This window comes from Azospirillum griseum (genome assembly GCF_003966125.1).
Classification (GTDB): domain Bacteria; phylum Pseudomonadota; class Alphaproteobacteria; order Azospirillales; family Azospirillaceae; genus Azospirillum; species Azospirillum griseum.
Genome location: NZ_RXMA01000055.1, coordinates 1 through 12144, shown reverse-complemented (window position 1 = coordinate 12144; position 12144 = coordinate 1). Strand labels below are relative to the sequence as shown.

14 protein-coding genes are annotated in these 12144 nt (G+C 66.7%); 8 read left to right on the top strand and 6 right to left on the bottom strand.

The features are described 5' to 3' along the window. Positions 1–48: 48 nt before the first annotated feature. Positions 49–492, bottom strand: coding sequence for a tetratricopeptide repeat protein (locus EJ903_RS25500; protein WP_126620685.1), 444 nt, complete (start codon positions 490–492; stop codon positions 49–51). 201 nt (positions 493–693) lie between these two features. Here EJ903_RS25500 and EJ903_RS25495 point away from each other — a divergent pair, with 201 nt between their 5' ends. Then, positions 694–1587, top strand: coding sequence for an FkbM family methyltransferase (locus EJ903_RS25495; RefSeq protein WP_158628013.1), 894 nt, complete (start codon positions 694–696; stop codon positions 1585–1587). Between the two features lie 135 nt (positions 1588–1722). On the opposite strand, the gene EJ903_RS25490 is transcribed toward EJ903_RS25495, so the two are convergent. Beyond that, complete coding sequence (locus tag EJ903_RS25490; protein WP_126620683.1) at positions 1723–2925, bottom strand: YbfB/YjiJ family MFS transporter; 1203 nt, start codon at positions 2923–2925, stop codon at positions 1723–1725. A gap of 197 nt (positions 2926–3122) precedes the next feature. Between EJ903_RS25490 and EJ903_RS25485 the strand changes: the two genes are divergently transcribed. The 4 genes from EJ903_RS25485 (at position 3123) to EJ903_RS25470 (ending at position 6313) form a co-directional block, all read left to right on the top strand. Further along, complete coding sequence (locus tag EJ903_RS25485; RefSeq protein WP_126620682.1) at positions 3123–4031, top strand: LysR family transcriptional regulator; 909 nt, start codon at positions 3123–3125, stop codon at positions 4029–4031. Positions 4032–4117: 86 nt separating this feature from the next. Then, positions 4118–4453: a ferredoxin FdxA gene (fdxA, locus tag EJ903_RS25480; RefSeq protein ID WP_126620689.1), complete on the top strand. Its 336-nt coding sequence runs from the start codon at positions 4118–4120 to the stop codon at positions 4451–4453. A 341-nt stretch (positions 4454–4794) separates the two neighbouring features. Further along, entirely contained in the window at positions 4795–5295 is a 501-nt protein-coding gene (locus tag EJ903_RS25475) for a CarD family transcriptional regulator (RefSeq protein WP_126620681.1), read from the top strand. 151 nt (positions 5296–5446) lie between these two features. After that, positions 5447–6313 carry a hypothetical protein gene (locus tag EJ903_RS25470; protein WP_342772198.1) on the top strand — a complete coding sequence of 289 codons (867 nt, stop codon included), beginning with the start codon at positions 5447–5449 and terminating at the stop codon, positions 6311–6313. 12 nt (positions 6314–6325) lie between these two features. Here the strand turns inward: EJ903_RS25470 and EJ903_RS25465 are convergent, their stop codons facing one another. The 3 genes from EJ903_RS25465 to EJ903_RS25455 are packed head-to-tail and all read right to left on the bottom strand — an operon-like array spanning position 6326 to position 8556. Continuing rightward, positions 6326–7117 carry a crotonase/enoyl-CoA hydratase family protein gene (locus EJ903_RS25465; protein ID WP_126620680.1) on the bottom strand — a complete coding sequence of 264 codons (792 nt, stop codon included), beginning with the start codon at positions 7115–7117 and terminating at the stop codon, positions 6326–6328. A gap of 51 nt (positions 7118–7168) precedes the next feature. Beyond that, positions 7169–8068 carry a transcriptional regulator GcvA gene (gcvA, locus tag EJ903_RS25460; protein WP_126620679.1) on the bottom strand — a complete coding sequence of 300 codons (900 nt, stop codon included), beginning with the start codon at positions 8066–8068 and terminating at the stop codon, positions 7169–7171. Positions 8069–8106: 38 nt separating this feature from the next. After that, positions 8107–8556, bottom strand: coding sequence for a PaaI family thioesterase (locus tag EJ903_RS25455; RefSeq protein WP_210211564.1), 450 nt, complete (start codon positions 8554–8556; stop codon positions 8107–8109). Positions 8557–8765: 209 nt separating this feature from the next. Between EJ903_RS25455 and EJ903_RS27095 the strand changes: the two genes are divergently transcribed. Next, positions 8766–9158, top strand: coding sequence for a hypothetical protein (locus EJ903_RS27095; RefSeq protein ID WP_158628012.1), 393 nt, complete (start codon positions 8766–8768; stop codon positions 9156–9158). Next, the gene (locus tag EJ903_RS25450) at positions 9155–10048 is read left to right on the top strand and encodes a SphA family protein (RefSeq protein ID WP_158628011.1); all 894 of its coding nucleotides are present in this window, start codon (positions 9155–9157) and stop codon (positions 10046–10048) included. The genes EJ903_RS27095 and EJ903_RS25450 overlap by 4 nt, the downstream gene beginning before the upstream one ends. A gap of 129 nt (positions 10049–10177) precedes the next feature. On the opposite strand, the gene EJ903_RS25445 is transcribed toward EJ903_RS25450, so the two are convergent. Beyond that, positions 10178–11152 (bottom strand): DMT family transporter, encoded by a 975-nt coding sequence (locus EJ903_RS25445; RefSeq protein ID WP_246015978.1) that lies wholly within the window; start codon positions 11150–11152, stop codon positions 10178–10180. A 211-nt stretch (positions 11153–11363) separates the two neighbouring features. Here EJ903_RS25445 and EJ903_RS27475 point away from each other — a divergent pair. Beyond that, positions 11364–12144: hypothetical protein (locus tag EJ903_RS27475; protein WP_210211563.1), on the top strand; the 781-nt coding region annotated here is incomplete at its 3' end.

Sequence of the window (12144 nt, the reverse complement as noted above, 5' to 3'; positions counted from 1 at the left end):
GGGGATAACCGGTTCTTTGCGTCGGGCCATTCAGGGTCTCCTTCTGCTTCAGGATAACCCCGCCGAGCACGAAATTCCGGATAGTCCCAGCCTCTCGCCCCGGTGCAGGGTCGCCAGCAGCGCCCGATGCTGAATCTGGGTGTGCGTAACGCTCTCCTGTGCATTGTGCAGGACTGCATCCTCGGGGGCGAGAGCAACCGCCGTTTCATAGTGATCGATTGCGGCTCCCAACCGACCGGTCCACAACATCATCTCCCCGAGTCTGGCGTGCCCTTGGGCAGCTGCAGGAGCCTTTGCCAGAAACGCGCGGTAGGTTGCGAGCGCGCCCCCCAGCTTTCCCTGCATCTGCTGGGCATAGCCCAAATTATACAAGACTTCCAACCGGCCAGGAGCCATGTCCAGGATCCGGTTGTAGACATCCTCTGCCTCAGCCAGCCGACCAGCACGGTGATGGTTGAGAGCAATTTGAAAGGCTTCGTCGATGGTTGGCATGAGGCACTCTGAGAATCAGGCTGGGAGCAGGCGCATCCAGGGATGTTTGGTATAATGCGTCACCGCTTTTCATGCACGAGCTTCCATACGCCGCGTGACGCCTGGGCACACTCCGCAGGAGAACATCACAGCCGTGTTCCATTTGACATGATTAGGTCATCAATCGTAAATTCCGCACCATCTTTGATGGTGATATTTCCTATGGCACAGAAAATTTATAACCTCGTTATGACTAACGGGGTGCGCTTCTTGCTTCGACTGGACCCAGAAGACGCTGCTCAGCGTGACGTGGTGGCCCATTTCAGCAGGGGGCAGATGTACGAGCATGAGACATCACAGCTGTTTCTGAAGGTCCTTCGCCCCGGCGACGCCGTCATCGACGTTGGCGGGAATGCAGGCTATTTCACCATGCTGGCCGCCACCGCAACCGGACCAGGCGGTCGGGTGGTGACGGCTGAGGCCAACCCCAAGCTCGCCGCGATGATCCGGGAGGCGGCGCGGATGAACGAGGCCGACCATGTCCGGGTCCATGAGGTGGCAATCACCGAGCATGCCGGGTCCATCGTCTTCGGTTCCAACGGCGATCACGACAGCAACGGCGGTGTCGTTGCCGGAAAGAAGCCCGGCGACCCGCTGCTGTCCGACGCCACCGTGACTCAATTCATCGCCCGCGCCGAAACATTGGACAATCTTACCGAACAGGAGGGGCTGGAGCGCATCCGCCTGCTGAAAATCGACACCGAAGGGCATGAACTGCATGTTCTGCGCGGTGCCGAGAAGCTGCTTGCCGCCGGGCGGATCGACTTCATCGTCTGTGAGATGAACCTGCCTGGATTGACGCAGAACGGCACGAACCAGAATGAGCTGCGCGGCTTCGCTCTCAACCATGGCTACCACACCTTCCGACTGGATCCGGACGGCCGCCTGCCCTCTCTGGTCCCCCCCGGAACCACGCTCCAACAACCTTACACCTGCAACGTCCTGTTGACCCGAATCGATCAGGTGTCGGAAGTCTGGCCATTCGTTGTCAACACCCCGGCCGCTGTCCGGATCTTGTCCCAGCCCCCCGCCGCAACGGACGGCTCTCCCCCATAAGGCAATCCACCATCGCCCGCACAATGGCGTTTGCCTGTGGCTGTCCACACGGGGGAGCATCACCACGACAGGTCGGTCGCACCTCGGTCTTCTTTCGATGCGCACAGTCGGACGCCTTGCGTAGAAGACATGAGGTCAAGACGATTGGCCCGCACCAGTCGGAAGCGCCTCCCTGGTCGCGCGGTTCCGTCCGGCGATCCAGGCCCCAAGCGCCAGCAGCAGCGCCCCCAGCACCACGGCGGCGGCGGCCCCCAGCAGCGCGGAGTCGTAGCGCCCGGTGCGCTCCACCACCAGCCCGGCGGGCAGCGGTCCGATGATCTGGCCGATGCCGTAGACGGCGGTCAGCGCCCCCACCACCCGCGCCGCGCCACCGGAGGACAGCGATCGTCCCAGCGCGAAGGCTTGCGACACGATGCCGACGAAGGTCCCGCCGAACAGCAGCCCCGACAGCACCCCCGCCAGCGGCGAACCGGTCAAGGGCAGCAGGATGCCGACCGTCTGCGCCAGATGCGCCAGGATCAGCGCCCACCAGGAGCCGAAGCGGCGCGCCACCGCCGCCCAGAACACCCCGGCCCCCATCGCCCCCAGCCCGACCACGATCCACGCCGCCTGACCGACGGCGGCGGTCTCCGGCGTGGCCTTCAGGATCGACACCAGGAAGGTCCCCGACACGATGTAGCCGCCGCCCTCCAGGAAATAGGCCACGGTCAGCAGCAGCAACGGCAGCGACAGCGGGGCCTTTGCGGCCCCGGCCCCGGCAGCCGGTGCGGCCACCGGCGGGTCCGTCACCCACAGCAGCGGCAGCAGCCCGGCCAGCGCGCACAACCCGCCCAACGCCAGCCAATCGCCGCGCCAGCCCAGCCGGTCGCCGACCAGCGTCACGAACAGGCCGGACAGGGCGATGCCCAGCCCGACCCCGGTGTAAAGCCAGCCCGCCCAGCGTTCACCCTGCACCCGCGCCAGCGTGTCGAGCACCATGGCGATGCCCAGGATGAAGATCCCCGCGCTCGACAGGCCGGACAGCAGCCGCAGCCCGCTCCAGACCACCATCGCGCCGCTGGCGTCGCCCAGATCCAGCCCCATCGCCGCCGTGCTGCCGACGTTCAGCAGCACCGCCAGCCGGAACACCCGGGTGCGCACCGCGCCGCGCGGAACCCACCCGGCCCCCACCGCCCCCAGGAAATAGCCCAGATAGTTGAGCGAGGCCAAAAAACCGGCCCCATCGGCCCCCAACCCGGTGGCGGCCTGCATCGCGGGCAGGATCGGGGTGAAGGCGAAACGCGCCACCCCCATGGCGATGGCGAGCGCGATCACGCCGCCGACAAGCACGCGAAGCATGGTGGAAACCGCCTGTGATTGGGAAACCGTTTGTTCGGTCCGCCATCATGGGCGCGGTTCCCGCCTCATTTCCAATGAATAGTTCTGATGATACACTCCACTTTCAGTGATGGTCCGCCGGGCGGCACGGCGGACAGCGCGGCAAACGCGCACGGCGAACAGCGCAACAAACGGCTCAGCGCCAGAAGGGATGCGGCATGGATCTCGCGGGCTTGCGGGTGGTGAAGGCGGTGGCCGAAACCGGCAGCGTCAGCCGGGCGGCGGACAGCCTGCATTGCGTCCAGTCGAACGTCACCGCGCGGATCAAGCGGCTGGAGGAGGATTTGGGCGTCGATCTGTTCCACCGGATGAGCCGGGGCATGGCCCCGACCCCGGCGGGGCGGGTGCTGGCCGATTACGCCGACCGGGTGCTGCGGCTGGTCGCCCAGGCGCGCGACGCGGTGGCCGACGCCGCCGGGCGCGGCGGGCGTCTGACCGTCGGGACCATGGAATCGACGGCGGCGGTGCGGCTGCCCCCCATCCTGGCGCGCTTTCACGCCGATCACCCGGCGGTGGAGCTGACCATCACCCCCGGCCCCACCGAAACCCTGTTGATCGAGGTGCTGGCCGGACGGATCGACGGGGCGTTCGTCGGCGGCGCGGTGAACCACCCCGACCTGATCGCCAGCCCGGTCTTTGACGAGGAACTGGTGCTGGTCGAACCGGCCACCGGGTTGAGCGGAGCGGCGGGACGGCACACGTTGATCGGTTTCGGGCGGGCCTGCGCCTATCGCGGACGGGCGGAAATGGTGATGCGCGACGCCGGGCGCGTGCCCTACCGGGTGATGGAGTTCGGCTCGCTCGACGCCATTCTGGGCTGCGTCGGGGCGGGCATGGGCGTCACCGTTCTGCCGCGTTCGGTGGTGGAACGCGAACCGTGGCAGCACCGCCTGTCCTGCCGCACCCTGCCCGATCCGCTGGCCCGCATGCCCACCCTGTTCGTCCGCCGGACCGACAGCGTGGAAACCCAAAGCCTGCGCGCCTTCCTCGCCACCGTGGCGGCGGACCCCGCGACGCAAACGCCCACACCACCGACAGGGTTGAAGACGCTTGCGGCGGCGTGCTAGGGAGGCGGCGGGTTGGCAATCCGGCAGGGCCGATTTGGATGCGACGGGTCCGAATCCTGCGGCTGGAAGAGCGGAGAGAAAAGATCATGCCTTACGTCGTCACCGACGATTGCATCAAGTGCAAGTACACCGACTGTGTCGAGGTTTGCCCCGTGGACTGCTTCTACGAGGGTGAGAACATGCTGGTCATCCACCCGGATGAATGCATCGACTGCGGCGTGTGCGAGCCGGAATGCCCCGCCGAAGCGATCGTTCCCGACACCGATGACCGCGCCACCAAGTGGCTGGAGCTGAACCGCGACTACGCCGGTCAATGGCCCAACATCACCCGCAAGAAGGACGCGCTGCCCGACGCCGACGCCTGGAAGGGCAAGGCCGACAAGCTGCAATATCTGTCGCCCAAGCCGGGGTCCAGCACCTAAACCTGGCACCAAGTTACGGAGTCGGGGCGGATTCCCGCTTCGACCTTGCGCATGTTGCCATGCAAAATGGTCAAGTCGGCCATGGCCGGACGGTGGAGAAAACCGTCCGGCTTGCTGCGCGTTCCCTTTGTAACTTGGCAGTAACATCGCTATAATGCGCGCCCAGACGCCGGCCTTCGCGCCATTGCCGGCGCTTCCAACGTCCAAGGACTGAACCGATGTTTGTGATCGTCGTGGATGGGTCCCATCCCCACGGCGCCATAGCCGTCTCACAGTCTTTTTTCGCCCCTTCCACCGGGGCGGCAAAATGGCGTGATCGCGAGAAGTGAGAGCCAACCCACATGTCGAACAAGCTTGACTTCGAAGCCGGCGACTTCGTCGTTTATCCGGCTCATGGTGTCGGTCGAGTCGAAGGGATCGAAACCCACAGCATCGCTGGCCTTGAGGTTCAGCTCTACGCGATCACGTTTGAGAAAGAGCGCATGACGCTCAAGGTTCCGGTGCCGAAGGCCCGCAACTCCGGCCTGCGCCGCCTGTCCACCAAGGACCGGATCAAGGTCGCGCTGGAGACCCTGCAAGGCCGGTCGCGCGTGCGCCGCACCATGTGGAGCCGCCGCGCCCAGGAGTATGAGGCCAAGATCAACTCCGGCGACCCGGTGTCGATCGCCGAGGTGGTGCGCGACCTGTATCGCGGCACCGACCAGTCCGACCAGTCCTACAGCGAACGCCAGATCTATCAGGCGGCGCTGGAGCGTCTGGCCCGCGAACTCGCCGCCGTCGAAATGATCGACGAGATGAAGGCGACGGAGCGTCTGGAGTCGGTGCTGTCCAAGGCGGCCTGATCGGGGGCGGCCTGATCGGGCAGCCCTGGCACAACCCGTCTGTCTTTTGAAACCGGCGCTGCGACCATCCGCAGCGCCGGTTTCTCTTTTCGGCTTTGTTTCCGCTGCGCAACACGCCTACACTTCGCGCCGAACGGATTCGGGGCAGGGTGTGAGCGTTCGCACGGGCATGGCCGACCAGCAAAAAACCGCCGACACCCGCTTTGCCGCGCTGGGCCGTCCCCGCCACATCTGGGCGGTCGGGGCGATTCACGCCCAGCCCGACCGGTTGGAGGCGATGCACCACGCCATCGCCCGCCGCTTCCGCCCCGGCGACCGGCTGGTCTATCTCGGCAATCTGATCGGCCATGGCGAGCGGACCATCGAGACCATCGATCAGCTTCTGGCCTTCCGCCGCGCGCTGCTCGCCGTGCCGGGGATGCTGGCGACCGACATCGTCTATCTGCGCGGGGCGCAGGAGGAGATGTGGCAGAAGCTGTTGCAACTGCACTTCGCCCCCGACCCGCGTCAGGTTCTCGACTGGATGATGAAGCAGGGCGTCGGCCCGACGCTCGCCGCCTATGGCGGCACGCCAGAAAGCGGAATGGCCGCCGCGCGCGGCGGGGCGGTGATGCTGGGCCGCTGGACCCGCGCCCTGCGCCAGCGGATGCAGACCCACCCCGGCCACGACACCCTGTTCAACGCCCTGCGCCGCGCCGCCCACACCGGCGCACCACCGACAACGACCGCCACGGCGGACGGCGACGGCGGCGTGCTGATGGTCAGCGCCGGGCTGGACCCCGCCCGCCCGCTGGCCGACCAGGGCGACGCCTTTTGGTGGGGCAGCGGCGGTTTTGCCAAGCTGCTCGCCCCTTACGGCCCCTTCACCCGCGTGGTGCGCGGCTTTGACCCGTTGCACAGGGGCGTGTCCGCCGGTCCGGTCGGCCTGACGCTGGACGGCGGTTGCGGCTTTGGCGGCCCGCTGGTCTGCGCCGGGCTGGAGGCCAACGGCGCGGTGATCGAGCTGTTCCAGGTCTGACCGGCGCGGCGATCAACGTCCCACGAACCGCGCGGGCCGTTTGTCGAGGAAGGCGGTGATGCCCTCGCGGATGTCCTGGGTGGACACCGTGCGGGCGAACTGGCTGGCCTCGACCGCCAACCCCTCGTCAATCGACAGATTGAGGCCGCGCGTCACCGCCGCCAGACAGGCGGTGACGGCCACCGCCGGCATCGCCACGATGCGGTCCGCCAGGGCGTGGGCGGCGTCGAGCAACCGGTCCGGCGCAACCACCTGATTGACCAGCCCGCAGGCCAGCGCATCGGCGGCGCTGACGCTGTCGCCGGTCAGCAGCATGGCCAGGGCGCGCTTGCGCCCGATCAGGCGGGGCAGCCGCTGGGTCCCGCCATAGGGCGGCGGAAAGCCCAGCTTGATTTCCGATTTGGCAAAGCGCGCCCGCTCGCTGGCGATGGCGAGCGGAACCGCCTCCGTCACCTCGCAGCCGCCACCGAAGGCCAGCCCGTTGACGGCGGCGATGATCGGCTTGGGAAAGGCTTCCAACCGGCTGGTGAAGCGCTGCCCGACCCGGACAAACTCGCGCAAGGCGATCTCCGGCCCGGCCCAGACGCTGGCGGAAAATTCGCGGATGTCGGCCCCGGCGCAAAAGGCCTTGTCCCCCGCCCCGGTCAGGATGACGGCGCGCACCGTCTCATCGACCTCGACGCCGTCCAACAGATCGTGCAGGCGGGCGATGGTGGTGAAATCCATGGCGTTGAGCCGGTCGGGCCGGTTCAGGGTCAGGGTGACGACGGCCCCCTTGCGGGCGCTGAGAACACAGTCGGTCATGATGGGATCTCCCGTGATGAACTGTTCTGTCGGAACACAACGCCCGCCCTTTCAGGCCAAATCCGCCAGACCGTCGTCCACGATCTCCCGGCGGATCCAGTCGCGGAAGGCCCGCACATCCGCCCGGTCCAGGGATTCCGGCGCGCACAGCAGCCAATAGGCGGTGGCGCAGGGAATGGCGGGGCCGAAGAGCGGGACCAGCGCCCCGCGCTCCAGCTCCGCGTCGATCAGGGGATGACGGCCCAGCGCCACCCCCAACCCCTCGACCGCCGCGTTGATGGCGTAATGGATGGTGTCGAACCGCAACCCGCTGGACAGATCCAGCCCGCCCACCCCGCTGGCGGCGGCCCAGTGCGGCCAATCCTGGCTGGTGGTGGTGACGTGCAGCAGGGTGTGGCGGGCCAGATCGGCGGGAGTGGTCAACCCCGCCGCCAGCGCCGGGGCGCAGACCGGAACCAGCGTTTCGGTGGCCAGATGCACCGCCTCCAACCCCGGCCAGGGTCCGGCCCCCATGCGGATCGCCAGATCGACGCCGTCGCGCGGGAACTCCACCGGGCGCGGGCTGGTGTCGAGCGTGATGGCGATGCCCGGATGCCGCGCCTTGAACCGCCCCAGCCGGGGCAGCAACCAGCGCAGGCCGAAGGTGGGGGCCGCGCTGATCGACAGGGCACCGCGCGACCGCTGGCCCGGCACGCTGGCCGTCGCCCGCGCCAGCCCATCCAGCGCTGCCCGCACCTGCGGGGCGTAGGCGGCCCCGGCGTCGGACAGCGTCACCGCGCGCAGACCCCGGACGAACAGCGGCGTTCCCAACCAATCCTCCAGCGCCTGGACGCTGCGGCTGACCGCGCTGGGGGTGAGCAGCAGCTCGTCCGCCGCGTCCTTGAAGCTGCCCAGCCGGGCCGCCGCCTCGAAAACCCGCAGGGTGGACAGGGGCGGCAGTTTGTAGGCCATGGCGGCGACTCCGTGAGGTGGGGGCGGCATTCCCCCGGTCAGGCAGCATCGCGCATGGTCATCATCGTCGCCACCAGCAACGCCACCGGCTTTTCCACCCCGTTGGTGACGGTGAAGGCGTGGGCGGTGACGACGCTGACCGTCTTCCCGGCCCGCACCACCTCGGCCCGCGCGATCAGCCGGTCGCCGGTGGCGGGGGCGAAGAAATTCTGCTTGTACTCGATGGCCAGAACCGACGCGCCCGGCGGCATCAGCGACAGGGCGGCGTGACCGGCCGCACTGTCCGACAGGGCGGTGACGACCGCGCCATGGAGAAAGCCGTGCTGCTGGCCAAAGGCCGGTTGGATCGGCATCACCGCCTCGCACCGCCCCGCCCCCACCTGGGTCAAGCGGGCGTCGAGCGTGCGCATGAAGGCTTGCCGGTCAAAACTGTCCCGCACGCGGGCGAACGGGTCGGCGTCAGGGGTGGCGGTCATGGGGGCAGGCATGGGGGGTGATCCTCATCAGCGGTGCGGCGGCGCGGTCGGCATCCCGTCCGCCCACCCCAGCAAAGCCGCAACGCTCCCCGCCTGACAAATTTGTAAGTCTCACCAGAGGGTGAGTGTTTCTCAACCGTCGCGCGGAGTGACTTCCGGTTCCTCCTGGCGCAGCCCCCACAGCACCGCCTTTGCCACCGAGCTGACTTTAAGACGTTCTGATGGACGAACGATGCGCGCGGCATTTTCTGACTATAACATTTTTTGATTTTTCAATTAAAAATTTTGCAACTCAGGAATGCGTTATCTCTCTTTGCCCTTCCTTCCCCGCTTGCGCAAAGTTTGTCGGACAAACGGACAATCAACCAAATCATCCCTTCGTTCCACACCCGCCAGGACCGGAGCGCTCACAAACCGGCAGTCCACACGCCGCCCTTTCGATGAAAAGGGAGGGTGCGGTTTCTGGTGTCACGGCAAAGGAGAAGACGTTCACCGGCAAGGGAGCGGGAGTGCATCAACCAGAAAAAGCCGAACACCCGCGCCACATGGGAAAATACGCGCGGGAAAACAAGAAAACCTTCAAAACAATCAACAACCATCGGGGAAAAACATGACAAATAATATCCACACCATGATTTTATGTTTGATGATCCTTCTTTTTTCACAACCAAGTCACGCTATCGAGGGCGGGGTCAGTTCTCACGCAGCACCAGGGGTGGATCACTTTTACGCCGCTGTTATTCCTCCACCAGGCAATTGGTATGTTCCTTACCTCAACACCTACCATGCTTCGCGCTTGAACGACGCGTCTGGCAACAGCGCTGTACCTGATTTCAAGGTCGATGCGGCCATTCACCTGTCGCGCGTCCTGAAAATGACGACCTACGAAGTGTTGGGAGGTCAATGGGGCGTTCAGGCCATCGTTCCCTTGGCACATCTGGAGGTGACGGCCGGAGGGCGCTCGCAGAGCAAAAACGGTCTGGGCGATATTTTCCTGTCCCCAGTGACGCTGAGATGGAACTCCGGAAATTTCCACTGGGGGTATGTCCTGTCCGGAAATCTGCCGACAGGTGCCTACAGCAAGCATGATCTGGCGAACATCGGCCGAAACTATGCCACGCTGTCGTCCGGGGCGGGCCTGACCTATCTCGACCCCGAAGGCTTTGAAGCGGGAGGAGTGGCGTGGTTCTACAAAAACTTCCGAAACCCGGCCACCGGCTACACGTCGGGTGACGAGTTGGTGATCAACTACAGCCTTGCCTGGCACTTTGACGCGCTCACCCTTGGTGCGACGGGCTACTATTACCGTCAAGTAAGTGACGACAAACGCGGCGGGCGCAAGGTTGGGTCAGATGGGTACCGTGGCGAAACCTTCGCGATCGGCCCGACCATCAATTACCGCCTTGGCTCCATCCCGATCACCGCCGCGTGGCAGCATGAGACGCGCGCAAAGAACCGGTCGCAGGGGGACAAGCTGTGGCTGAAGGCGGTGATTTCGTTCTGACCTCCGCCACCAGAGGATGACCGCTGCCAGATAAGGTTCGGTCGACGCGGTGATGCCCGGTTGGGAAGGCCATCCAGGCATCGCCGCCCCCGATCATGCCCGTGCCCAGCGATAGGTGTTGCACGCCGTTCACGGCGCGGTGCGTCTGGCCAGCATCCCGCCCCACACGATCAACCCCAGGCCCAGCACCGACAGCGCGGTCAGCACATCGCCGAACAGCAGCGCCGACAGCAGAACGCCGAAGCCGGTTCCCCAATAGCCCAGTTGGCTGAACACCACCGGACCGCCGATCCGCTGCAAGCGGAAGTTCATCAGATAGGACACGGCCGACGCGGCCACCAGCAGCAGGGTCCACCCCAGCATCGGCGGATCGGCCCACTCCCAACCGCGCGGATCCTCGAACAGCGGGGCGAGCAGGCCCAGCGTCAGGCTGGCGGTGAACAGGGTCCCGCAGGAAAAGGCCAGGGCGGAGGCCCCGGCGGGCCAGAAGGCCGACCGGATGATGTTGCCCAGCGCCGCGCAGGCGGGAATCGCCAGCCCGATCACCACCCAGGCCGGTTGTCCCAGATTGATGGCGGCCACCTGCTGCCACACCAGCGTCAGCATGCCGACAAAGCCCAGACCGATGCCCAGGGCACGGCGCGGAAACATCCGCTCCACCCCAAACCCGGCGGCAAAGCTCATGGTCAGCAGCGGCGACAGGGCGTAGACGGTGGCGGCGTAGGCCGGTCCGACCCGCTGCACCACCAGATTCGACAGCACGGTCGGCACCGCGACGCTGACCACGCCCAACGCCACGAACAGCGCGCCCACGCGCCACCCACGCGGCAGCCCCTGGCCTGAGGCCAACAGCCACGGCAGCAGGCACAGCCCGGCCCCGGCGTTGCCGATCAGGCCGAGTTGAAAGGGCTGCGCGCCCGCACCCAACGCGGCCTTTGTCACCATGATCCGGCTGGCGAACAACAGCCCGCACAGCGCCAGCAGCGCAACGGTGGAGGAGGTGGCCAAGACCCGCCCCATCCCCGCCCACAGCCGCACCGGTTTCCCCGCGTCGCGCCCGTCCACCCCGTTCCCCTTGCCCTGACGATCCGTTCCCGGTGGCATAGTTTGGAATCACTCCAAAGAGAAGGCTAGGATCCGGCCCGTCACCCGTCAAGCCAGTTGAGTGTCAACCCGCCGTCATCCCGCCATGGGAGCAACGGCGGGGCTGCGACAGGAAAGCCCTGACCAAAACGTCCGTTTCTTTGACTTGGACGGATGGCTTGGGTATCCCTCAATTGGGGATATTTTGGAGGCACCGCCTATGCGACAGTCGATGGCTTTCTGGGGCGCCATGCTGATGGCGACGGTTTCGGGCACGGCGCTGGCACAGCGCGTTGAATCCTTTCCAATCGAAGACGCGAAGGGCTGGACCGGGGTCCGCAGCTTTGACGGCGACAGCAAGCTGGTGCGCTGCTCCGCGTCGCTGACCCCGGCCACGGGCGGCATTCTGACCCTGTCGCAGGACCGCGACCGGGCCTTGTCCCTTGCCGTCAACCACCCGAAATGGTCGCTGAATTTCGGCGGGACCGACCGCATCCGCGTCAGCGTGGACAAGGGCCAGGGCGTGCCGGAGGAGGTGCCGGTCGTCGCCGGTCAAGGGGCCGTGCTTGACATCACCAAGAACGCCAACCTGACCCAGGGGATCCGCGCCGGGCGTTCGCTGTCGGTGCGCGCCGGTGCCGTCACCGCCAGCTACCCGCTGACCGGATCGGCCAAGACCCTGGATGCGCTGGCCGAATGCGTGAGCGCCGCGCTCGCCGCCGAAGCCGAAGCGGACGCCGCCAAGGCCAAAGCCGCCGCTGCCACTCCAGCGCCCGCGCCGACGCCCGCGCCCGCTCCGGCTCCGGAACCCGCTCCGGCTCCGGAACCCGCCCCGGCTCCCGCTCCCGCGCCGACGCCCGTGCCCGCTCCGGCTCCGGAACCCGCTCCGGCTCCCGCCCCAGCGCCGACGCCCGCGCCCGCGCCCGCTCCGGAACCTGCCCCGGCCCCCGCTCCCGCGCCGACGCCCGCGCCCGCTCCGGCTCCGGAACCTGCCCCGGCCCCCGCTCCCGCGC